Below are 22,573 nucleotides of genomic sequence, written 5' to 3'. Positions count from 1 at the left end.
AAAAAGTAAATGAAACTAGCATACTGTATAGCACTTTGTATATAATGGTTATTATGTTCAAGATATGTATATCTTTGTTCAAGATCGGAAAGTATACAACGCTTCCTCATCGGAACGAAAAAAAACTTGGCGAGAGGCCAAGTTTTCTTATCCTGTCATGGGGAAATTTCGTTAATATGAACAAAGATTTGCCACTTACTGTATTGATAGAAAGGACGTGCACGAGTTGAATATTCGTGAAATGACAAAAGAACAATTAGCAGAAGAATCGTTAATTGACTTAGCTTATGCAATTTTGGAAGAAAAGAAATCACCGATTGCATTCCTGGATCTTTTAAAAGAAATTCAAAATTTAAATGGACTTCCCGAAGAAGAAATCCAAGATAGACTGGTACAATTTTATACAGATATGAATATTGATGGCCGATTCCTTCTAAATCAAGAAAATGCCTGGGGACTTCGTGAGTGGTACAAAATCGAAACGATTGAAGAAGAAACTGCGCCGACAGTTAAATCCCGTAAACGCAAATCGAAAGCGGCTGTTGACGATGAAGAGGAAGATTTAATCGTTGACGAAGATGATTTAGTATTTGAAGAAGACTTCGATGAATTTGTTGATGAAGAAGAAGTCGATGACGAGGAAGAAGATCTGGACTTCGTTGAAGAAGAAATCGATGCCATTGATGATGTAGATGCTGACATCGATGATGAGATCATTGAAGAAGAAGACGAAGGATTTATCATTGATGAAGAGGAAGACGAAGAAGCCGATGAAGATGAATTTGACGAAGAGGAAGAAAAGTAAGCCGGGATTATAACCCTCTAACACATCGTTAAATTTCGACAAATTCTCTGTTTTATCGGAAAGGACTTGACATCTTTTCCTATTCCATATAATCTTTTACTTGGGCTCCATTAGAACTGGAGATTGACCGTGAATGATCACGCTCCCCCTGCAAAATAATGCAGGAGGAGCGTTTTTTTGTTTTTTTTTGGAGAAGAAGATGAAAACTCTTAGTGCGTTAATTAATACATCAATCGTAGAAAGTTAAAGTTTCGTTTTGAATTTTTGAAAATGGAAATGAATGATTGGGTAAATACTGAATAGAGTTCTCAAGCTTTTCTAATTGATTATAGAAGTGGTAGAAATGAGGAGGAATTTGCAAATGACAAAATATATATTTGTAACAGGTGGGGTTGTTTCCTCGCTGGGTAAAGGAATCGTGGCATCATCATTGGGACGACTATTAAAAAATCGTGGATTGCAAGTAACGATCCAAAAATTCGACCCTTATTTAAATATTGACCCAGGTACGATGAGTCCATATCAACATGGTGAAGTATTCGTAACAGATGATGGTGCAGAAGCCGACCTGGACTTGGGACACTATGAGCGTTTCATTGACATTAACTTAGGGAAACACTCTACGGTAACTTCCGGCCGTGTTTATCAATCCGTATTGAAAAAAGAACGCCGCGGCGACTATAACGGCAAAACAGTTCAAGTTATTCCTCATGTTACAAATGAAATAAAAGATCGTATTCAACGTGCTGGACGTGAAACAAATGCCGACATCGTGATTACGGAAGTTGGCGGAACAGTAGGGGACATTGAATCATTACCGTTCCTTGAAGCCATTCGCCAAATGAAATCAGACCTTGGCCACCACAATGTAATGTATGTTCACTGTACGTTAATTCCGTACATTGCTGCTGCAGGTGAGTTGAAAACAAAACCAACGCAGCACTCCGTGAAAGAATTGCGTTCACTGGGAATTCAGCCAAATATTATTGTCGTTCGCACGGAACAACCGGTGTCCGACGAAATGAAAGATAAATTAGCTCTATTCTGTGACGTGAATGCGCGTGATATCATCGAGTCGCGTGATGCAGAAAGCTTGTATGATATCCCATTAAACTTGCATGCACAAGATTTTGATGATATCGTTCTTGAACATTTCGGCATTGACGCACCAGAGGCGGACATGGAAGATTGGAGAGAATTCGTAACAAAAGTGAAAAATCTTTCAAGCAAAACGCGTATTGCTCTTGTCGGAAAATACGTTGAACTGCAAGATGCGTACATTTCGGTAGTAGAAGCATTAAAACATGCTGGTTATGTGTATGATTCGGATATTGAAGTGGATTGGATTAACGCTGAAGATGTCAACGAAGAAAATGTAAATGAACTGTTAAAAGAGGCAGATGGAATTTTAGTGCCAGGCGGCTTCGGCGATCGCGGAATTGAAGGGAAAATCTCTGCCATTAAATATGCACGTGAAAATGATGTTCCTTTCCTTGGTATTTGCCTGGGTATGCAACTGGCAACAGTTGAATTTGCACGTAATGTTTTAGGACTGGAAGGGGCGCATTCATCAGAGCTTGATAAAGAAACGCCATATCCAATTATCGACTTCCTGCCGGACCAAAGCGACGACGTTGATCTTGGCGGTACATTGCGTTTAGGTTTATATCCATGTAAATTGGTGGAAGGTTCTCGTGCGGCACAAGCGTATAACGATGAATTGGTTTATGAGCGCCACCGTCACCGCTACGAATTCAATAACGAATTCCGTGAAGCGATGGAAGCGGAAGGTCTTGTATTCTCAGGGACAAGCCCTGATAACCGATTAGTGGAAATCATTGAATTGCCGGAGAAAAAATTCTTTGTGGCATGTCAATTCCACCCAGAATTCATCTCACGCCCGCAGCGTCCACAACCATTATTCCGTGAGTTCGTTGGCGCGTCGTTTAATAATCGTTAATTTCTTAAAATAGGCTGGTTCCATAGGTCGTAAGTTACTCGACTTTTTGGATCCGGCTCTTTTTTTATTTAGGAAATCGGTTAAATAGAAAAGTTTATGGGACACGAATTGGATAGATAATAGAATTTTGTCTCATATCTAATGTTTATGGGACAAGAATAGAGGAGCTTTGTGGAGAGTTGTCCCAAAACAAACAGTTTATGAAAAAGATTAGCTTAGCTATAGAGTTAGTAAATAAAACCCACTTTTCAAACGGAGAAAAGTGGGCTTGGATTTGAATCATTATAAATCTATATCATCGAATAACATTTCCTCATAATTGAGTTTTATTGCTTCATAGATGAATAAAGCAGCCATTAGATAAGGGATGACAACACGTTCGCCCAAGTTTGTTGGGTGAGGTAAAATGCCGCCCCGGATTTTCATGGAAATATACGTGTAAGCTAATTCACTCAACTTATTTTCATCGGATGGCGGTTCAGTTGCCACCGCAGCGAAAGGGATAAATTCATCGTATAATTTTTTTGCCAGATCCACTGCTTCCGAATTGTTGGAGCTTGGTGTGAAAATGCAAACGCGATCAGAGTCGCTTAGCTCAATATCAGCAGACCAGGGATGAAGGTTTTTAAACGGTTCCGCACCATTTAAAGCGTTAAATTCAATTGGCTGCAATTCCCCGAAGCATGCAAAATAGACTTTTCCTTGACCCACGCTGGCTTGAGCAAGTAAACGAGAAGTTTCTTCTATCGCTTCTTCTTCACTTTGAATAATTCTTTGAAATAATCCACTCATTTGAGTAGAAAGTATTTTAGACATAAGTTCACCTCATCCTGTATTATAAATTTTTATCTGTTAAAAAGGAAATTATGAAGTTTTTGTGAGGAATTAAAGGGATTTATGACAAGAATCGCGAAATTAAACTTAATTGGTGTATGATTGGAAGGGAAATTAAATATATCACGTTAAGGGGAGTTTGCTGTGAAAAATATTCTGATTGTGGATGACCAAAAGGGAATACGCCTATTGTTAAACGAAGTATTCACTAAAGAAGGATACAACGTTTATCAAGCAGCAAACGGATTGGAAGCGCTTAAAATTATTGATTGCCATAAGGTGGATTGCATGATGCTGGATATGAAAATCCCCGGAATGAATGGCTTGGAAATATTGAAAAGCGTTGGTGAAAGAAATGTGAAAATCCCTGTATTTATGATGACTGCTTTTGAAGAGGAAGAATTAATCGAAGAAGCCAGACGGTTGGGGATGACGAAATATTTTAGAAAGCCTTTTAATATTTTCGAAATCCGGGATGAGGTTAATGTTTTATTGAAAGAGCAGGAGTAATTGGTCATTTTATTGTGTAGGAAAATTAGTTTGGTGTAACTGGAATGACTCCTTGAATTTATTTTAATTTAAAGAGAAATTTTATGAGTTTTATGCGTCTGACAGAGGTTTGGCGCAGAAAACAAGTTCCTTTTTTTAGAAACGGAATAGGTAAGTAGAATGCCTTTCGGAAGTTTAAGGCATTTCAATTAAATATAAATAAATATTGGTGCTTCTAAAAATTAAATTTTAGGGCACTGAGAAGTATGACGGCTTTCTGTAGAGCCGGTAATTTTTGATTTAAAGCTTTTCGAAAAGATTTATAGTACTTCAAGAAAAAGAGTTTATGCCATCGTAGCACTTTCAGAAAGGGTGGCGGGTCTTTAGAACGGCATTTGAAAGACTTTCTGATTTTGAAGCTTTTCGAAAGGGTTTATATTACTTCGAGAAGAAGAGTTTGTATTTGTTGTTGTAGTTTTGAGGCGGGAGGGGTGGCGGCTCTCTTGAGAGCCGGTAGTTGAAGAATATTTTAATTTTGAAACTTTGAAACTTTTCAAAAAGATTTTGTTCTTCATGAAAAAGAGTTTTGCGCTTGTCGTTGCACTTTCGTAGCAGAGAAGCACGATGGCTTGCACTTGAGGGCTGGTTGAATCTTCTGAATTTTGAAGCTTCTCAAAAAGGTTTGGTACTCCTGGTAATAGGGAATTGCGCCTGCCGTTGCACTTTCGGCGCTAAAAGCACGACGGCTCTTACTTGAGAACCGGTGGTATAAACTTTCTTAAATTTGAATCTTTTCAAAAAGCTTTTGTTCTCCATGAGAAGGAGTTTTGCGCCTGTCGTTGCACTTTCGGCGCAGAAAAGCACGACGGCTCTTACTTGAGAGCCGGTGGGATAAACTTTCTTAAATTTGAAGCTTTTCAATAAGCTTTTGTTCTCCATGCAAAGGAGTTTTGCGCCTGTCGTTGCACTTTCGGCGCAGAAAAGCACGACGGCTCTCACTTGAGAGCCGTCGTGCTTTTTGCTATGATTAATCTGGAATAATTATCTTGTCTATTATCGTCCAAGGAGGATTTTCTAATGCCATTAGTATCAATGAAAGAAATGTTAAATAAAGCGAAAAACGAGGGTTATGCTGTAGGGCAATTCAACATTAATAACCTGGAATTCACTCAAGCGATTTTACTTGCTGCTGAAGAAGAGAAATCACCGGTTATCCTTGGCGTTTCTGAAGGTGCTGGAAAATATATGGGCGGATTTATTGCTGTAGTTCATATGGTTAAAGGGTTAATGGAAAGCTATAAAATTACGGTACCTGTAGCGATTCATTTGGACCATGGTTCAAGTTTTGAAAAATGTAAGGAAGCGGTTGATGCAGGGTTTACATCGGTTATGATTGATGCTTCTCATCATCCAGTTGACGAAAATATTAAAATTACGTCTGAAGTAGTTGAATATGCGCATGCAAAAGGCGTTTCTGTTGAAGCGGAGTTAGGTTCTGTTGGCGGGGACGAAGATGGTGTCACTGGCGGTATTATTTATGCCGACCCATCAGAATGTAAAGCGCTTGTGGATGCAACAAGCATCGATTGCTTAGCACCTGCTTTGGGATCAGTGCATGGACCGTATAAAGGCGAACCAAAACTGGGCTTCGATGAAATGAAACAAATCGGGGAAGAAACAAATATGCCTTTAGTTCTGCATGGCGGAACGGGTATTCCTGATGAACAAATTAAACGTGCCATTTCTTTAGGTACAGCTAAAATTAACGTAAACACTGAAAACCAAATTGCCTCTACAAAAGTAATTCGCGAAATCCTGGACACAAACAAAACAGTTTATGATCCACGTAAATACTTAGGCCCGGCACGTGACGCTATCAAAGAAACGGTTATTGGGAAAATGCGCGTATTTGGCAGTTCCCAAAAAGCTTAATGTCGCGAGTAATATAAATAAGGAAGCAGCATAATTTCAATCACATAGCAATAGGTTTACGATGAAGTAACCAATAGGATAACTGCTTTTCTATCTATCATCTTTTACAAAGATAAATCTGGAGGCCACTAGCTCCAGTTAACATGTAGATAATAATGATTTGCAGAGAAGTGTCTGGTTGTTTTCAATCGGCCTTCTCTTCGTTTTTTAAGAGAGACTAAATATGAATGGCGGAGGAATACTAATGAAATTTTTTATCGATACAGCAAACTTTGAAGAGATTAAAGAAGCGCATGCTTGGGGAATTTTATCCGGCGTGACGACAAACCCATCATTGGTAGCGAAAGAGGAGAACGTTTCTTTCCATGATCGCTTGCGTGAAATTGCCGAGTTAGTACCTGGTTCGGTGAGCGGTGAAGTAATTTCACTGGAAGCTGAAGGGATGATTAAAGAAGGATTGGAATTGGCGGCAATTGCCCCAAACATTACGGTGAAATTACCGATGACACCGGAAGGCTTGAAAGCTTGTAAATTCTTCTCGGAAAAAGGCATCAAAACAAATGTTACGTTGATTTTCAGTGCCAACCAAGCGTTAATGGCAGCTCGTGCAGGCGCAACATATGTATCGCCATTCCTTGGCCGTCTAGATGATATCGGCCATAATGGTGTTGAATTAATTGCCACAATTTCCGACTTGTTTGCGATTCACGGAATTGAAACGGAAATTATTGCTGCTTCGATTCGCCATCCGCAACATATCACGGATGCAGCACTTGCGGGAGCGGATATTGCAACAACGCCATTTAAAGTATTGAAGCAATTATTCCACCATCCTTTAACAGATAAAGGAATTGAAGGATTCTTGAAAGACTGGGAAAACCGCAAAAGCAAATAATTGAAAAAGCAAAAGCGGATGGTCAAGTCCGAATAATCAACATAAATCGAAAAGTGAAATATGATATAAGGAAAAGAAAAAAATATTTACTTCATTGGCTTTAAATTGTGAAAAAGGTAAATAATAAGCAGTAATACAAAATTAATCATACTTTCATTCATTGCATGCTTAAGTTTTAAATAAACTGTCAAAGTGCAATAAACTGAAACTTTTTGCCAAGGAACCGCGGTTGGAACAGTGTTTCCAGCCGTTTGGCGGAAAGTTTCCCATGGAAATATGCTACTTCTTTTCCTTATTGAATTCCTTGCGTAACTTTACGCAAAAACGGTTGATGAAAGTGAACGATCACATAATGCGTTGGACCAGAGTTAGTGAAACTTTCCAATCATAAGGGAGAACGGATATGGATGTTTATAAAATCAGAGGCGGACATCGTCTAAAAGGTACAGTAAAAGTCAGCGGAGCAAAAAATAGTGCGGTTGCATTAATCCCGGCTTCCATCTTAGCGAACTCATCAGTAACCATTGGCGGTATTCCGGAAATTTCCGATGCTTGGACGCTAAAAGCCTTGCTGGAGGAAATTGGGGGAGAAGTTGCGTTTAAAGATGGACAGATGATCATCGACCCGTCCCAAATGCAAGCGATTCCGTTGCCTAACGGAAATGTAAAGAAACTCCGGGCGTCTTATTATTTGATGGGCGCGATGTTGGGACGATTTAAAAAAGCGGTTATTGGACTGCCTGGCGGATGCTTTTTGGGCCCTCGTCCAATTGACCAGCATATCAAGGGCTTTGAGGCGCTTGGCGCAAAAGTGACAAATGAACATGGCGCGATTTACCTTCGGGCAGATGAGTTGATTGGCGCCAAAATTTATCTGGATGTTGCGAGTGTTGGGGCTACCATCAATATTATGCTGGCAGCAGTAAGGGCAAAAGGCAGAACTGTTATTGAAAATGCAGCCAAAGAACCTGAGATTATTGATGTGGCGACATTGCTAACCAATATGGGAGCAAATATTAAAGGTGCCGGTACGAGTGTCATCCGTATAGATGGCGTTGAAGAGCTCTACGGCACAAAACATACAATTATACCGGATCGTATTGAAGCGGCAACCTTCATGATTATGGCTGCGGCAATTGGCGATGGTGTAACCGTGGATAATATTATTCCTTTCCACCTTGAAGCCATTACAGCAAAATTGCGTGAAATGGGGGTAAAAGTGGAAGAAGGGGAAGAGAGCATGTTCATTCCAAGAACGGACATTCTTCAAGCAGTAGATGTAAAAACCCTCGTATACCCTGGTTTTCCTACGGATGTTCAACAACCTCTCTCTGTATTGATGACACAAGCATCGGGTGCATCGAAGGTAACTGAAACCATTTATTCCGCTCGTTTCAAGCATATTGATGAACTGCGCCGCATGAATGCAAACGTGCGGGTAGAAGGCAATTCCGCCATTATTCAAGGACCCGCAAAGCTGCATGGTTCCAAGGTAACGGCTACGGATTTGCGGGCAGGTGCCGCGTTGGTATTAGCGGGATTAGTAGCTGAAGGCGAGACTGAAATCCAGGAAATTTACCATATAGAGCGCGGATACAGTTCGCTAATAGAGAAACTTTGTGCGCTGGGTGCAGACATTCGCCGTGAAACAGTCTCCGATAGTGCAATAAAAAAAGCCAAATAATCGATCCAGAATTAAACCAAAAAATGCTAGCAGAATATGTTACAATAAATTGAACAAAAAAACTTTAGTGTTTTAGTGATAGAGCGGGAGGCAATTGAAGAATGGAACGTAGTTTAACGATGGAAGTAGTACGCGTAACAGAAGCAGCAGCAATCGCTTCGGCAAAATGGATGGGGCGCGGCCTGAAAGATGAAGCGGATGATGCAGCGACAACTGCCATGCGCGCCTTATTCGATACAATCCCGATGCACGGAAAAGTTGTCATTGGGGAAGGTGAAATGGATGAAGCCCCAATGCTGTATATCGGCGAAGAGCTGGGCCTCCGAAACGGCGGTCCTCATGTAGACATTGCCGTTGACCCTCTTGAAGGTACAAACATCGTTGCAAAAGGGACAAATGGGGCGATGACAGTATTGGCCATTGCAGATCGCGGGAATCTATTAAATGCTCCGGATATGTATATGGATAAACTGGCGGTTGGTCCGGAAGCGGCGGGTAAAGTAGACATTACCGCATCCGTTACCGAGAACTTGCACGCGGTTGCAAAAGCAAAAAACAAAGAAATTTCCGATGTGGTAGCAGTCCTGTTAGACCGCCCGCGCCACCAAAAAATTGTCGATGAAATCCGCGCTGCTGGTGCTCGCATTAAATTTATCCAGGATGGAGATGTCAGTGCAGCCATCAACACGGCTTTCGATGAAACAGGTATCGACATTATGTTCGGTTCCGGGGGTGCTCCAGAGGGAGTCATTTCTGCTGTTGCATTAAAATGCTTAGGCGGCGATTTCCAGGCACGATTAATTCCGGAAGACGAAGAGCAAGCCGATCGATGCAAAAAAATGGGCATCGATGTGAATCGTGTGTTATACATGGAAGATTTGGTAAAAGGCGATGATGCCATTTTTGCGGCTACAGCTGTTACAGATAGCGAGCTTTTAAAAGGTGTTCAATATAAAGGTGCATACTGTTTAACCAATTCTCTAGTTATGCGTGCGAAAACAGGAACTGTACGTTTTGTTGAAGGCCGTCATAACATCGAGAAAAAACCAAGATATGTAAAATAACTTCAATCTTAATAGATGCCTGAAAAAACGAAGGATTTCAAATGGATAACCACACATCTTATCCCATATTAAATCTCCACCATACTCAAATCAGGCATCTTCCTGCATTTACCGTATTAAATTACCCTACAATGACATTATTAAATTGCATATAAAAACGATTTTAGCAACACTAAAATCGTTTATTTTCTAAACCTTTTATATACAAAATTTGTTTTTTCAAATAGTATAAAGGGAGAAAATATTATTTTTTAAGACTGGAGATATGCTATGTCTGCATTTACAATCGCTCAATTAGAGAATATGACGTTAAAAGAGTTATATGCTCTCGCACGTGATTATAAGATTTCATATTATAGTAAGTTGACAAAAAAAGAATTAATCTTCGCTATTTTAAAATCCCGTTCGGAACAGGAAGGGTACTTCTTTATGGAAGGTGTACTTGAAATCGTTAACCAAGAAGGTTTTGGTTTCTTGCGTCCGATTAACTACTCTCCTTCCAAGGAAGATATTTATATATCCGCGTCTCAAATTCGCCGTTTTGATCTTCGAAATGGGGACAAGGTTTCAGGAAAAGTACGCCCTCCAAAAGAAAACGAACGCTATTTTGGCTTGCTGCAAGTAGATGCAGTCAATGGCGAAGACCCGGAAGTCGCGAAAGAACGAGTTCACTTCCCAGCATTAACACCGCTTTATCCAGATCGACAAATAAAGTTGGAAACTGAACCCAATAAACTGTCTACCCGCATCATGGATTTGATCGCTCCAGTTGGATTTGGCCAACGTGGTTTAATTGTGGCGCCGCCTAAAGCCGGGAAAACTTCCCTTTTAAAAGAAATTGCGAATGCCATCACAACAAACTATCCCGAAGCTGAGTTAATTGTATTATTGATTGATGAACGCCCTGAGGAAGTAACGGATATCGAACGTTCCGTCAAAGCCGATGTGGTAAGTTCTACCTTTGATGAAGTACCGGAAAATCACGTGAAAGTGGCGGAGCTTGTACTGGAACGTGCTCGTCGTTTAGTGGAACATAAACGGGACGTTATTATTTTGATGGACTCCATTACACGTTTGGCGCGTGCCTATAACTTAGTCATTCCGCCAAGTGGACGAACATTATCCGGCGGTATTGACCCGGCTGCCTTCCACCGTCCAAAACGCTTCTTCGGTTCTGCGCGAAATATTGAAGAAGGCGGAAGCCTAACAATTTTGGCAACCGCTTTAGTCGATACAGGGTCTCGTATGGACGAAGTCATCTATGAAGAATTTAAAGGAACAGGGAACTTGGAGCTTCATTTGGATCGACACCTTGCAGAACGCCGTATCTTCCCAGCTCTTGATATTCGCCGTTCCGGTACGCGTAAAGAAGAATTGCTCATTCCTTCAGATCAGTTGGAAAAACTATGGGCCATTCGCAAAACATTTTCCGATGCTCCCGATTTTGCAGAGCGCTTCCTGAGAAAGCTGCGCGCTTCCAAAACCAACGAAGAGTTCTTCGAAAAGCTCAATAGCGACATGAAAAAAGCGACAAAGGGAAAAGGCTTGATTTAATTTAATCTCAAGTTGCATTCTTTTGGCTGCGACGAAAGTGAAAGCGGCAGTCGCGTATGGTTTCATGGGGATGAAGGCAGAGTGAAGTAAAATTTGATTGCACCAACTTAGCGATTAGTTGTTGCAAATAATATTAATTCTTGCTATACTTCTTTAAGTATGAAACAGTGCATATGTAACTGGCATATTCGGGTTATGTAAGGCACTTGATCGAATAACAACTCTGTTCCAGATGGTTCAGGGCGAGAGGAGAAACGAATATGAAACAAGGAATTCATCCAGATTACAAAACGGCAACAGTAACTTGCTCATGCGGTAACACATTCGAAACAGGATCAGTAAAAGAAAAAATTACTGTAGAGTTCTGCAACGAATGCCACCCATTCTATACTGGCCGTCAAAAATTCGCGTCTGCTGACGGACGTGTGGATCGTTTCAACAAAAAATACGGTCTTAAATAAGAATGTACACAAATGCCTGCCAAGCCAAGACTTGCAGGCATTTTTTTCTTTTAGAGGAAGGGCGGGCCGACTCTTCTATTGTCCTGCTCCGGCGGCTAGCTTCTCGACAACTGGAGGAACTGAACGAGCGTTCTCCGCTTTTCCTGATGTCCAGCTCCAGCGGCTAGCTCCTCGGAAACTTCGACTTCCTCCTACGCATGCAAGGCATGCTTGTCGGAAGTCTCCAGTTTCTGTCGGAGCTGGCGAGCCGCCTGCGCTTTTCTGTATAAAATAAAAAATTATCTGACTTTCGGGGAATAATTGTAGAAGCTGATGCTTATGCGTTATACTATAATTTAAGGATAGTGCAAAATGTGGTGCCTTGGGAATCCTCAAGGCTTTTTCATGTGGAAATGAAAGAACAACTTAGAAAGAGGTTTGTTGGAATGGCGCAATTATTTTTTAAACACGGAGCAATGAACAGCGGAAAATCTATTGAGATTATAAAAGTTGCACATAACTATGAAGAGCAAGATAAACCGGTATTGATTTTTACTTCCGGAATTGATACACGTGACGAAGTTGGATATGTGTCAAGCCGGATTGGGCTGCGTCGAAAAGCAATCCCTGTGTTTGATGACACGGATCTTTTTGAATATGTCCAAAACTATCCACAGAAATTGTATTGTATTTTAGTTGATGAAGTGCAATTTTTAACAAAAGAGCATGTTCTGCAATTAGCGAAAATTGTCGATCGTTTAAATATCCCTGTTATGGGCTTCGGATTAAAGAATGATTTCCAAAACGAACTTTTTGAAGGCAGCCGCTATATGCTCATTTACGCAGACAAAATCGAAGAAATGAAAACCATTTGCTGGTTCTGTCATAAAAAGGCGACGATGAATCTACGCGTGGATGAAAACAAAAAGCCCGTCTACACGGGGGAGCAAATTCAAATCGGCGGCAATGATGATTATTATCCGGTATGCCGAAAATGCCACAGCAATCCGCCGCTTTAAGTTTTGAACAATGTACCAGTGGCGGCAAACACATAATTTCTTTATACTAATAGTGGAATTTTCTTTAAATACAGTGATGCTTAGTACAAAACTCTGCCAACTGGGTAGAGAATGAATAATGATATTATTAAACTTTTGAGGTGAACCTATGTTCGATCGATTACAAGCGGTTGAAGACCGTTACGAAAGATTAAATGAATTGCTTAGCGATCCGGATATCGTTAGCGACAGCAAAAAACTTCGCGATTATTCCAAAGAACAATCCGATATTCAAGAGATGGTTGAAGTGTATCGTGAATATAAAGACGTCAAACAACAATTGGCCGATACAAAAGAAATGCTGGAAAATGAAAAAGACCCGGATATGCATGAAATGGTAAAAGAAGAGTTTAACGAATTAAACGGCCGTATTCCTGAATTGGAAGAACGCTTAAGAATTCTCTTGATTCCAAAAGACCCGAACGACGATAAAAACGTAATTATGGAGATTCGCGGCGCTGCAGGCGGGGACGAAGCCAATATTTTCGCGGGTGATCTTTTCCGTATGTATTCCCGTTATGCAGAGACACAAGGGTGGAAGATTGACATTATGGAAGCTACGCCAAACGAAATGGGCGGCTATAAAGAAGTCATCTTCATGATTAATGGACAAGGCGCTTATTCAAAATTTAAATATGAAAACGGTGCACACCGTGTTCAGCGTGTACCGAAAACGGAATCGCAAGGCCGTATCCACACATCTACGGCTACGGTTGCATGTCTTCCTGAAGTAGAAGAAGTAGATGTGGAAATCCATGAAAAAGATATTCGTGTAGATACGTTTGCTTCAAGTGGTGCAGGGGGACAATCGGTTAATACAACGATGTCCGCTGTTCGTATGACCCACCTTCCAACAGGCGTGGTCGTATCTATGCAAGATGAACGCTCGCAAATTAAAAACCGTGAAAAAGCGTTGAAAATCCTTCGTGCCCGTGTTGCTGATAAATATATGCAAGAAGCGCAAAAAGAAGTGGACGCAACGCGTAAATCTGCCGTTGGTACGGGAGATCGCTCTGAACGTATTCGCACATACAACTATCCGCAAAATCGTGTCACAGACCACCGCATCGGTTTGACAATCCAGAAATTGGATATCATCATGGAAGGGAAGCTTGATGAAATTATCGATGCGTTAATGCTGGAAGAGCAAGCTTCCAAACTTGCACACTTGAACGATGAAGCATAATACCATTTTTGAGGCCCTTAATTGGGCTTCTTCTTTTTTAGTAGAAAAAGGTCGTGACGAGAATGCAGCAAGGTTGCTGATGCAGCATATTCTTCAAACGAATTACTCCGGATTGATGATGCGAATGCACGAGAAAATAAGCGAAGAACAGAGTACCGAATTTGAACATTATGTCCTGGAACACGGGAATGGGCGTCCTGTTCAGTATATTACGGGTACAGAAGAGTTTTATGGCCGAACATTTCAAGTAGATGAATCGGTCCTGATTCCCCGTCCGGAAACGGAAGAGCTGATCTTGGGGGCGCTGAATCGAATGGATAAACTTTTTGGAAAAGGTACCGATCTTCAGCTTGCGGATATTGGAACAGGCAGCGGAGCCATCGCGATCACGATGAAAAAGGAGTTTCCTTCAGCCCGGGTAGTGGCCACTGATATTTCCTTGGATGCCATTCAAACGGCAAAAAGAAATGCCGAAAATCTGGACGCCAGCATTGAGTTTCGAATGGGCGATTTAACAGCACCCCTCCAAAATGAAAAATGGGATGTCATTTTATCGAATCCCCCCTATATTGCATTCGACGAAGCAAAGCAAATGTCTGAAGTGGTATTGGACCATGAACCGCACACAGCACTTTTTGCGGAAGAGGATGGTTTGGTTCTCTATCGAAAGCTTGCCGAGCAGTTGCCCGGCATCGTTAAAAACCGCGCTTTAATTGGGGTGGAGATAGGGTACACACAGGGTGAGGCGGTTGCCGGTTTCTTTCAATCTAGTTTTCCAAAAGCAAAAATTGAAATCGTAAAAGATATTAATCAAAAAAATCGTTTTGTTTTTTGTGAAATAAATGTATAAAAAATTCTCTTCCTGCCAATTATGATGTCAGGGAGGGATATTACTATGTTAAATGATTACGAGATTTCAACTATCGAAAAAAACCAAGAGCTTCATCCAGTTTTAAGTAGTTTAAGATTAGTGGCTTTCGCAGTAGCCATTGTTTGTTCGATTATTTTGGTACCGGATGCTATGGAGAAAATCAACGAAACGAGAGCAGATTTAGTAGATGATAGTTTGAAAATTCGAGTGGTGGCAAATAGTAATACGGATGCCGATCAGCAGCTTAAAAAGGAAATGGTTCAAAACTTAACGCCGTTTTTTACGGCAATCCAACAGAACGAAAGTGCCAACCTTGCGAATGATGATGTGTATGCCGAACTATCAAATTATGTGGACAAATACTATAGAAATGAAAATGTGAAAATACACATTGGGGATAACTTAATGCCCCCGAAACTTCAAGCGGCAATGTTTTATCCACAATCTACTTACCAATCCCTGGTTTTAACGATTGGGGAAGGACGCGGAGATAATTGGTGGTGCAGTATTTTCCAAAATGTTTGTGAAGCGTCGGCCAAAAAGGATCAAGACGAGGAAAAAGCAAAAGATGAGGAAAAAGAAGAACCAAAAGTAACGTTTATTGTTTGGGAATGGTTTAAAAAATGGCTTGGATAACAAGCTGTGAATAAGTTTTTAGAAAAATTATAAAATTCATGCACATATCCACAATTAAACAATAAGCGCATAAAAACTGTGCAAAAGGAGGGGTTCTGATGGAAACGAAACGATTCATTGTGGATAATAATTCGAATTGTGAAAAAAGTTATACACAAGCTGTGGATTTATTGAATAATGGAGAAGTCGTCGCTTTTCCAACTGAAACCGTCTATGGGTTAGGAGCCGTTGCAACGAATGACGAAGCCGTTAAGAAAATATTTGAAGCAAAAGGGCGTCCGTCTGATAACCCATTAATCGTACATATTGGAACAATGGAAGAAGTGCCTCTTTATATAGAAGAAATTCCCGAAAAGGCATTGCTTCTTATGAAAGCGTTTTGGCCTGGCCCATTGACGCTTATTATGAAAGCAAAAAATGGCTGCCTTGCAGAGAGTGTAACAGCCGGATTGCCGACTGTTGGCTTGCGTATGCCAGACCATGAAGTAGCTTTGACATTATTGAAAATGCTAAAAAAACCGGTTGCTGCTCCGAGTGCCAATCGAAGCGGAAAACCCAGTCCTACAAAAGCGGTTCACGTTGAAGAAGATTTGCAAGGAAGAATCCCGCTGATCTTGGATGGGGGGGCGACGGGAATCGGAATTGAATCCACTGTACTGGATGTAACGGTAAACCCACCGGTCATCCTTCGCCCTGGCGGTGTAACAAAAGAAATGCTTGAAGAAGTGGCTGGGGAAGTTATCCAGCCAACAAAATCGCAAGCTTCCCAAGCATCTACGCCAAAAGCACCCGGAATGAAATACACGCATTATGCTCCCGAAGCCCCTGTTTATTTAATAGAAAGCAATATTCCAAAAGTTCGCCATGCTGTGGCGTCTTTAAAGGAACAAGGGCATAGTGTCGCATTGTTGGCTCCATCCTCTTTTGAAAAGATAGGGGCCGATTATTTTTTTCCGTTTGGCGATGAGGGAGACCTTGAACAAATGAGCGCGAATCTTTATGATGATTTGCGTGCATGCGATAAAACGGCAGCAACCATTATTTTGGCAACAACGACCAACAATGATGGGGTAGGCGCAGCCATTATGAACCGACTCGAAAAAGCGGCCGGAGAAAAATGGTATAAAGAATAAAAATGATTAACTTTACTTTCGTCCGGTTGGAAAGTAAAGTTTTTTTATACATAAATCAATAACGGATAAGAATCAATGATAAAGGAAAAGGACGAGGCATAAGATAGTAAAAACTAATAAAGGAAAGAGGACTATTTTTTGCAGGAGATATTGACTGGACTTATTGTAGCATTGGATGTTGTAGCGCTTTATTTATTATTGCCCGATGTAAAGCAACGTTTCATCCTTTCAGCATGGACAGCTATTTTACATATGGTTTTTCCAATCATAGGTTTCTCGTTAGGTACTTGGATGCTTAATATCCTATTGCAATGGTCCAACTTAATTTCAAGTATTTTGCTTTTTGCTATTGGTTTGCAATTAATACTTTCGTCAAAAAATCGTCAAACAATCACGATTCCACTGGCAATTTTAGCGCTTACTGCAAGTTTAGACACCTTTTCAGTAAGCATATCTTTTGGTATGCTAAACTTACAGAAATATTTATTTATTGTTAGTGCAGGTTTATGGACTTTTGTTCTATCTTACATATCTTTGTATGTTGCAAAAAGCAGTCTCAAGATCAAAGGCGACCCGTTGAAATGGTTGGCGGGCATTGCACTAATCGCTATCAGCATCTATACATTTATTCAAAGCATTGATTATCCTTAAACAGAAAGAGTGGACTACATGAACATTTATTTCATATGTACCGGTAATACATGCAGAAGCCCTATGGCGGAAGCGATACTCAAAAGCAAGAATTTGGATGGAATTCAAGTGAAGTCAGCTGGGATTTATGCAATGGAAGGCGGGGAAATTTCCTCGAATGCAAGGGCTGTACTGGAACAGGATCAAATTGCGTTTGATCACAATACCTCTTCAGTTAAACCGGAAGAAATCGATTGGGCCGATCTTGTCCTAACGATGACATTGGCGCATAAAAATATGATTTTGAATGCCTTTCCCGATGCCCAAAACAAAACGTTTACTTTAAAAGAGTATGTTATCCCCTACAGTTCAAAAGATGTGTCAGATCCTTTCGGCGGGGACATCAATATTTATAAACAGACGTATCAAGAATTAAACCAATTAATCGACGCATTACTTTTAAAAATTTCTGGGGGTAGCAAACAATAATGGAGAAAAATACGTTCGGTCTGCGCAAAAAGCTCGTTCTATTCGTCGGAATTTTGGCATTCATCACTTATTCTACTAGTTTTGTATTTATTCATTATCTGCATCCGCTGTTTTTTGTGGACATAATCGAGAACCAAATTATCTTTGAGATTATTACATATGTATTGGGCATCACTTGGTCTTGCATTTTGGCTGCAGTATTCAGCGGCCTACTGGTAAAGCCGTTGCTGCAGCTTGAAAAAACGGCAACTCGGGTAGCGGAAGGGAAAATCGGCCAAGATGTAGAGATTCCGAAAACGCGAGACGAAATTGCTTCGGTGGCAGAAGCATTTCAGTTAATGTTAACCAATCTTCGGCAAATGGTCGAGAGCATTGAAGGAAACTTTATAAATACTAACGAAGCCATCATTCATCTATCGGAGCAAACTTCCGCAGCTTCACGAAAAGCAGAAGGAATCGCTTCGACAGTGAGCCAAATTTCACAAGGGGCGGAAAGTTCCGCGGTGGCTGTTCAAGATACGGTAGAGGCAATCGAGGATGTGCGCAGATTGGCGTCTGAAGTAAATACGCGTGCACTTGATTCTGCCAATCAATCGAAGCAAATTATCGTCAATTTGCAAACGACAACAGATTCAATTCAAGGGCTCGTAACAAGTATTCAACAAATTGCACAAGGAAATGAAAAAGCACTCGAAAACATTCACCAGCTCGAAAAAAATGCCGAGCAAATCGAACGAATTATCGGATTGGTAGGGGATATTGCAGCGCAAACCAATCTGTTGGCCTTGAATGCATCCATTGAAGCGGCGCGTGCGGGCGAACATGGAAAAGGGTTTGCAGTGGTTGCTGAAGAAGTGCGAAGTTTGGCGGACGAGAGCGCGAAAGCGGTACAAGGCATTACAAGCTTGATTCAAACAATGCAGGAGAACGTTAATATTGTTGTAAAACAAATGAATGAACAAGTAACGTTTGCAGTGAAAGAATCATCAAAAGTATCCGAAACTACGGAAACTGTAGAGGGGATGGCTTCCAGCGTTCGTGAAATGGCGGATGCAGTCGTCACGATTTCTCAATTGGTCGAAAAGCAAATGCAAAATATCGAAACAACAGCTCACCAATCGCAGGAAGTGGCAGCAATCGCTGAGCAAACTTCGGCGGGCGCCCAGGAAGTGCGCGGCTCTACGGAAGAACAAGCATATGCGATTGAACAAGTTGAAAAGCTATCAAAAGATTTAAAGCAGCAATCAGAACAACTATACAAATTAATTCAGCAATTCGACCGTTCGAACTAATCAATTTTAATAAGTCATCATCCCCATGTGTATAAAGCATGGGGATTTTTTGCATTTGGTGTATTGCGTATTTACTAATCTTTCAAAGTTAAAAAAACCACTAAATTAACCCTTATTCACGAACGATAGAATTTTAATTCTGTTGTAATAACATCTAATGGTGAACATTCTCCAATTATAATTGCAGAATATTCGTCATTTATTGAGGCGATTATATGTATCTTTACAAAATGCGTGTGAATATAACGGAAAAATGGTACACTGTTCATAAACAACATGAGGGGGTTACATCGTGAAAATTGCAATTTCTTCAGACCACGGTGGCAATAACTTACGCAAAGAAATTATGTCATTATTGGACGAACTCAACATCAGTTATCAAGATTTCGGACCACAATCCGATGATTCTGTCGATTATCCTGATTTTGCTAAACCAGTTGCGGATGGAGTGAGCAACGGTGAATTTGATCGAGGAATCTTAATTTGCGGCACTGGCATCGGCATGTCCATCGCAGCAAACAAGGTAAAAGGAGTTCGCTGTGCACTTGTTCATGATGTATTCAGCGCTAAAGCCACGCGTTGCCACAACGACTCGAACGTTTTAGCGATGGGCGAGCGTGTGATAGGGCCAGGTCTTGCTGCGGAAATCGTAAAAACTTGGTTGGGTACTGAATTTGAAGGTGGCCGTCATGCACGCCGGATCGAAAAAATCACTGAGCTAGAAGGGTGAATCGCACAATGACTTCATTAGAACAAATACAATCGCAACTATCTCAGTTGTTGAATGAATTGGAAGAACATATAGAATTTCAGCCCAAACAGCTTTTTGTCATTGGCTGTTCTACATCAGAAATTGCGGGTGCACGAATTGGCACTTCGGGGGCAATGGAAATTGCCGAAGTATTGTATAAAGAGTTTTCGCAATTTGCCAAAAAACATGATATCTATCTAGCTTTCCAGGGTTGCGAGCATATAAACCGTGCCATAACAATGGAATATGAGGCAGCGTTAACTTACTCATTAGAACCGGTATCCGTTGTTCCAGTAAAGCAAGCAGGCGGTTCAATGGCTGCCCATGCCTATACTCAATTGGAACGGCCGGTTGTGGTGGAACATGCAAGAGCTCATGCGGGCATTGATATAGGCCAAACCATCATCGGGATGCATCTAAAAGAAGTAGTAATTCCAGTTCGAACTTCCATTCGCCAAATTGGGGAAGCAATTGTAACGGTTGCCAGAACCCGTCCAAAATTGATTGGCGGCGAGCGTGCTGTTTATAAATAGCATGCTTGTTTCTATAATTATCAGAGAAGTTTGACAAAGAGGGTAAAGATCCATATATTGGATTTTTTATAAATAATTATTTTAGGGGGATATAAAAATGGCTTATGAAAAGTTAGCAGCACAGGACAAAGCAGTACTTGAAGGAATTTTAGCCGAAAAAAAGCGCCAACAACTAAACATCGAATTAATCGCATCAGAAAATATTGTATCTGAAGCTGTAATGGAAGCGCAAGGTTCCGTATTAACAAACAAATACGCTGAAGGTTACCCTGGCAAACGTTATTATGGCGGCTGCGAACATGTAGACGTTGTGGAAGATATTGCACGCGATCGCGCAAAACAAATTTTCGGCGCGGAATATGCCAACGTTCAGCCTCACTCCGGTGCGCAAGCTAACATGGCGGTCTATTACACGATTCTAGAACCGGGCGATACAGTACTTGGTATGAATCTTTCACATGGCGGTCACTTAACACATGGTTCGCCTGTAAACTTCTCCGGTGTTCAATACAACTTCGTCGAATATGGTGTAACAAAAGATACAAATGTAATCGATTATGAAGATGTGCGTGCCAAAGCTTTAGAACATAAACCAAAATTAATCGTTGCGGGTGCTTCTGCTTACCCTCGTGAAATCGACTTCAAAAAATTCCGTGAAATTGCCGATGAAATTGGTGCATACTTCATGGTGGACATGGCGCATATTGCGGGTCTTGTTGCTGCGGGTGAACACCAATCGCCGGTGCCTTATGCAGATTTCGTTACTTCAACGACTCACAAAACATTGCGTGGTCCGCGCGGCGGGTTAATTTTAGCTTCAAAAGAATGGGAAGCAAAATTAAACAAATCCGTATTCCCTGGAATCCAAGGTGGTCCATTAATGCACGTAATCGCAGCAAAAGCGGTTGCATTTGGCGAGGCATTGCAACCGGAATTCAAAGAATACGCAAAACAAGTAAAAGCCAATGCAAAAGCGCTTGCTGAAACGTTGCTTTCTGAAGGCGTAGAATTAGTTTCCGGCGGTACAGATAACCACATCGTATTAGTCAACACAAAATCGGTGGGCTTAACAGGAAAAGTAGCTGAAAAAGTGCTTGATGAAGTAGGCATCACGGTGAATAAAAATACAATCCCTTATGATGAGGAAAAACCATTCACAACTTCAGGAGTCCGTCTTGGTACGGCTGCTGTTACAAGCCGCGGCTTCAAAGAAGAAGATTTAAAAGAAGTAGGATTGATCATTGCCAAACTTCTTAAAAATCCAGAAGACGAAGCAGTGAAACAAGAAGCAGCTGACCGTGCAAAAGCACTGACAGACCGCTACCCAATCTATGAAGACTTGGTAACAAATATTTAATTGAACACGGCTAGTGAGCACTTTGCTCGCTGGCTTTTTCGTTTCTGTGTGGGGAGGTTACGAGCGGGCATCATACCCTTTCCATCCATCAACCTTCTCCCACCAACCTCCGCCTTTCTCCATCCCCCAAAAGATTTAGCAACAATCTATGAAGCAATTCGACATAATGTTTTATGTTCTGACTTTTTTTGTTATACTATGCTAGATAAAGTGTAGCTGCATTTTAGTTGAGAACACACACTAAATGCGGGGAACGCAGAAAAGTTAGGAGCCGATTCAATTGAGCAAAGTATATGTATTTGACCACCCATTAATTCAACATAAGTTAACGTACATTCGCGATAAAAATACGGGAACAAAAGAGTTTCGCGAACTTGTGGATGAAGTTGCCACATTAATGGCTTTTGAGATTACACGCGACATGCCGGTAGAAGATATTGAAATTGAAACACCGGTTACAAAAGCAACAACCAAAGTCCTTTCCGGCAAGAAATTAGCCATTGTGCCAATTTTGCGTGCAGGGATTGGAATGGTTGATGGCGTTTTAAAGTTAATACCTGCTGCAAAAGTGGGACATGTAGGGTTATATCGTGATCCGGAAACATTAAAACCGGTTGAGTATTATGTGAAGCTGCCGGCTGATGTAGAAGAGCGCGAATTTATCGTAGTCGATCCTATGTTGGCAACAGGCGGTTCTGCTGTAGAAGCCATTAACTCGCTGAAAACGCGTGGTGCAAAAAACATTAAATTTATGTGCTTAATTGCAGCTCCGGAAGGGGTCGAAGCAATTCAGCAATCACATCCTGATGTAGATATCTATATTGCTGCCCTAGACGAAAGATTGAACGACCACGGCTATATCATTCCTGGTCTTGGAGATGCTGGGGACCGTTTATTCGGTACGAAGTAATAATCGTTAAATTAAAGCAGAAGTGAAAATAACTTCGTTCTAACAAAATGCGTTCCTTCTTCACCAGGAG

General features: G+C 41.1%; 22 protein-coding genes. 21 read left to right on the top strand and 1 reads right to left on the bottom strand.

Annotated elements, in window-relative coordinates; translation table 11 throughout:
* Window positions 1-226 precede the first annotated feature (226 nt).
* The gene (gene rpoE, locus D1B33_RS04045; protein ID WP_199677340.1) at window positions 227-805 is read left to right on the top strand and encodes a DNA-directed RNA polymerase subunit delta; all 579 of its coding nucleotides are present in this window, start codon (window positions 227-229) and stop codon (window positions 803-805) included.
* A 361-nt stretch (window positions 806-1,166) separates the two neighbouring features.
* Complete coding sequence (locus tag D1B33_RS04040) at window positions 1,167-2,765, top strand: CTP synthase (protein WP_118875036.1); 1,599 nt, start codon at window positions 1,167-1,169, stop codon at window positions 2,763-2,765.
* Between the two features lie 282 nt (window positions 2,766-3,047).
* Here the strand turns inward: D1B33_RS04040 and D1B33_RS04035 are convergent, their stop codons facing one another.
* Window positions 3,048-3,581, bottom strand: coding sequence for a DUF2529 family protein (locus tag D1B33_RS04035; protein WP_118875035.1), 534 nt, complete (start codon window positions 3,579-3,581; stop codon window positions 3,048-3,050).
* Window positions 3,582-3,743: 162 nt separating this feature from the next.
* Here D1B33_RS04035 and D1B33_RS04030 point away from each other — a divergent pair, with 162 nt between their 5' ends.
* The 19 genes from D1B33_RS04030 (at window position 3,744) to upp (ending at window position 22,503) form a co-directional block, all read left to right on the top strand.
* Window positions 3,744-4,109: a response regulator gene (locus tag D1B33_RS04030; RefSeq protein WP_118875034.1), complete on the top strand. Its 366-nt coding sequence runs from the start codon at window positions 3,744-3,746 to the stop codon at window positions 4,107-4,109.
* Window positions 4,110-5,165: 1,056 nt separating this feature from the next.
* Complete coding sequence (locus D1B33_RS04020; protein WP_118875032.1) at window positions 5,166-6,020, top strand: class II fructose-bisphosphate aldolase; 855 nt, start codon at window positions 5,166-5,168, stop codon at window positions 6,018-6,020.
* Between the two features lie 244 nt (window positions 6,021-6,264).
* Entirely contained in the window at window positions 6,265-6,915 is a 651-nt protein-coding gene (gene fsa, locus D1B33_RS04015; protein WP_118875031.1) for a fructose-6-phosphate aldolase, read from the top strand.
* Window positions 6,916-7,318: 403 nt separating this feature from the next.
* A complete protein-coding gene (locus tag D1B33_RS04010; protein ID WP_118875030.1) occupies window positions 7,319-8,599 on the top strand; it encodes a UDP-N-acetylglucosamine 1-carboxyvinyltransferase in 1,281 nt (426 codons plus the stop codon).
* 101 nt (window positions 8,600-8,700) lie between these two features.
* Window positions 8,701-9,663 carry a class II fructose-bisphosphatase gene (gene glpX, locus D1B33_RS04005; protein WP_118875029.1) on the top strand — a complete coding sequence of 321 codons (963 nt, stop codon included), beginning with the start codon at window positions 8,701-8,703 and terminating at the stop codon, window positions 9,661-9,663.
* A gap of 270 nt (window positions 9,664-9,933) precedes the next feature.
* Window positions 9,934-11,217, top strand: a complete 1,284-nt coding sequence (rho, locus tag D1B33_RS04000) for a transcription termination factor Rho (protein WP_118875028.1) — start codon at window positions 9,934-9,936, stop codon at window positions 11,215-11,217.
* Window positions 11,218-11,477: 260 nt separating this feature from the next.
* Window positions 11,478-11,678, top strand: a complete 201-nt coding sequence (gene rpmE, locus D1B33_RS03995; RefSeq protein WP_097071668.1) for a 50S ribosomal protein L31 — start codon at window positions 11,478-11,480, stop codon at window positions 11,676-11,678.
* Between the two features lie 425 nt (window positions 11,679-12,103).
* Window positions 12,104-12,676, top strand: coding sequence for a thymidine kinase (locus D1B33_RS03990; RefSeq protein WP_118875027.1), 573 nt, complete (start codon window positions 12,104-12,106; stop codon window positions 12,674-12,676).
* A 148-nt stretch (window positions 12,677-12,824) separates the two neighbouring features.
* On the top strand, window positions 12,825-13,901 hold the full coding sequence (gene prfA / locus D1B33_RS03985) for a peptide chain release factor 1 (protein ID WP_118875026.1): 1,077 nt from the start codon (window positions 12,825-12,827) through the stop codon (window positions 13,899-13,901).
* Window positions 13,891-14,751: a peptide chain release factor N(5)-glutamine methyltransferase gene (gene prmC / locus D1B33_RS03980; protein WP_118875025.1), complete on the top strand. Its 861-nt coding sequence runs from the start codon at window positions 13,891-13,893 to the stop codon at window positions 14,749-14,751. The genes prfA and prmC overlap by 11 nt, the downstream gene beginning before the upstream one ends.
* Window positions 14,752-14,796: 45 nt before the next feature.
* On the top strand, window positions 14,797-15,408 hold the full coding sequence (locus tag D1B33_RS03975; protein WP_158582909.1) for a stage II sporulation protein R: 612 nt from the start codon (window positions 14,797-14,799) through the stop codon (window positions 15,406-15,408).
* 98 nt (window positions 15,409-15,506) lie between these two features.
* Entirely contained in the window at window positions 15,507-16,541 is a 1,035-nt protein-coding gene (locus D1B33_RS03970) for an L-threonylcarbamoyladenylate synthase (protein ID WP_118875023.1), read from the top strand.
* A gap of 138 nt (window positions 16,542-16,679) precedes the next feature.
* A complete protein-coding gene (locus D1B33_RS03965) occupies window positions 16,680-17,192 on the top strand; it encodes a manganese efflux pump MntP (RefSeq protein ID WP_118875022.1) in 513 nt (170 codons plus the stop codon).
* Window positions 17,193-17,210: 18 nt separating this feature from the next.
* Window positions 17,211-17,660 carry a low molecular weight protein arginine phosphatase gene (locus D1B33_RS03960; protein WP_118875021.1) on the top strand — a complete coding sequence of 150 codons (450 nt, stop codon included), beginning with the start codon at window positions 17,211-17,213 and terminating at the stop codon, window positions 17,658-17,660.
* Window positions 17,660-18,952, top strand: coding sequence for a methyl-accepting chemotaxis protein (locus D1B33_RS03955; RefSeq protein ID WP_118875020.1), 1,293 nt, complete (start codon window positions 17,660-17,662; stop codon window positions 18,950-18,952). The genes D1B33_RS03960 and D1B33_RS03955 overlap by 1 nt, the downstream gene beginning before the upstream one ends.
* A gap of 292 nt (window positions 18,953-19,244) precedes the next feature.
* Window positions 19,245-19,682 carry a ribose 5-phosphate isomerase B gene (rpiB, locus tag D1B33_RS03950; protein WP_118875019.1) on the top strand — a complete coding sequence of 146 codons (438 nt, stop codon included), beginning with the start codon at window positions 19,245-19,247 and terminating at the stop codon, window positions 19,680-19,682.
* 8 nt (window positions 19,683-19,690) lie between these two features.
* Window positions 19,691-20,236 (top strand): TIGR01440 family protein, encoded by a 546-nt coding sequence (locus D1B33_RS03945; RefSeq protein WP_118875018.1) that lies wholly within the window; start codon window positions 19,691-19,693, stop codon window positions 20,234-20,236.
* 97 nt (window positions 20,237-20,333) lie between these two features.
* Window positions 20,334-21,593, top strand: coding sequence for a serine hydroxymethyltransferase (gene glyA, locus D1B33_RS03940; protein ID WP_118875017.1), 1,260 nt, complete (start codon window positions 20,334-20,336; stop codon window positions 21,591-21,593).
* A gap of 280 nt (window positions 21,594-21,873) precedes the next feature.
* A complete protein-coding gene (upp, locus tag D1B33_RS03935; RefSeq protein ID WP_118875016.1) occupies window positions 21,874-22,503 on the top strand; it encodes a uracil phosphoribosyltransferase in 630 nt (209 codons plus the stop codon).
* The last annotated feature ends 70 nt before the right edge of the window (window positions 22,504-22,573 follow it).

It is taken from the genome of Ureibacillus yapensis (assembly GCF_003515775.1).
Taxonomy (GTDB): Bacteria; Bacillota; Bacilli; order Bacillales_A; family Planococcaceae; genus Ureibacillus; species Ureibacillus yapensis.
This window is presented reverse-complemented; position numbering and strand designations above follow the sequence as displayed.

Coding starts and splice junctions, on each gene's coding strand:
- D1B33_RS04040 (WP_118875036.1), top strand. CDS start 1,167: ATGACAAAATATATATTTGTAACAGGTGGGGTTGTTTCCTCGCTGGGT.
- D1B33_RS04035 (WP_118875035.1), bottom strand. CDS start 3,581: ATGTCTAAAATACTTTCTACTCAAATGAGTGGATTATTTCAAAGAATT.
- D1B33_RS04020 (WP_118875032.1), top strand. CDS start 5,166: ATGCCATTAGTATCAATGAAAGAAATGTTAAATAAAGCGAAAAACGAG.
- fsa (WP_118875031.1), top strand. CDS start 6,265: ATGAAATTTTTTATCGATACAGCAAACTTTGAAGAGATTAAAGAAGCG.
- D1B33_RS04010 (WP_118875030.1), top strand. CDS start 7,319: ATGGATGTTTATAAAATCAGAGGCGGACATCGTCTAAAAGGTACAGTA.
- glpX (WP_118875029.1), top strand. CDS start 8,701: ATGGAACGTAGTTTAACGATGGAAGTAGTACGCGTAACAGAAGCAGCA.
- rho (WP_118875028.1), top strand. CDS start 9,934: ATGTCTGCATTTACAATCGCTCAATTAGAGAATATGACGTTAAAAGAG.
- rpmE (WP_097071668.1), top strand. CDS start 11,478: ATGAAACAAGGAATTCATCCAGATTACAAAACGGCAACAGTAACTTGC.
- D1B33_RS03990 (WP_118875027.1), top strand. CDS start 12,104: ATGGCGCAATTATTTTTTAAACACGGAGCAATGAACAGCGGAAAATCT.
- prfA (WP_118875026.1), top strand. CDS start 12,825: ATGTTCGATCGATTACAAGCGGTTGAAGACCGTTACGAAAGATTAAAT.
- prmC (WP_118875025.1), top strand. CDS start 13,891: ATGAAGCATAATACCATTTTTGAGGCCCTTAATTGGGCTTCTTCTTTT.
- D1B33_RS03975 (WP_158582909.1), top strand. CDS start 14,797: ATGTTAAATGATTACGAGATTTCAACTATCGAAAAAAACCAAGAGCTT.
- D1B33_RS03970 (WP_118875023.1), top strand. CDS start 15,507: ATGGAAACGAAACGATTCATTGTGGATAATAATTCGAATTGTGAAAAA.
- D1B33_RS03960 (WP_118875021.1), top strand. CDS start 17,211: ATGAACATTTATTTCATATGTACCGGTAATACATGCAGAAGCCCTATG.
- D1B33_RS03955 (WP_118875020.1), top strand. CDS start 17,660: ATGGAGAAAAATACGTTCGGTCTGCGCAAAAAGCTCGTTCTATTCGTC.
- D1B33_RS03945 (WP_118875018.1), top strand. CDS start 19,691: ATGACTTCATTAGAACAAATACAATCGCAACTATCTCAGTTGTTGAAT.
- glyA (WP_118875017.1), top strand. CDS start 20,334: ATGGCTTATGAAAAGTTAGCAGCACAGGACAAAGCAGTACTTGAAGGA.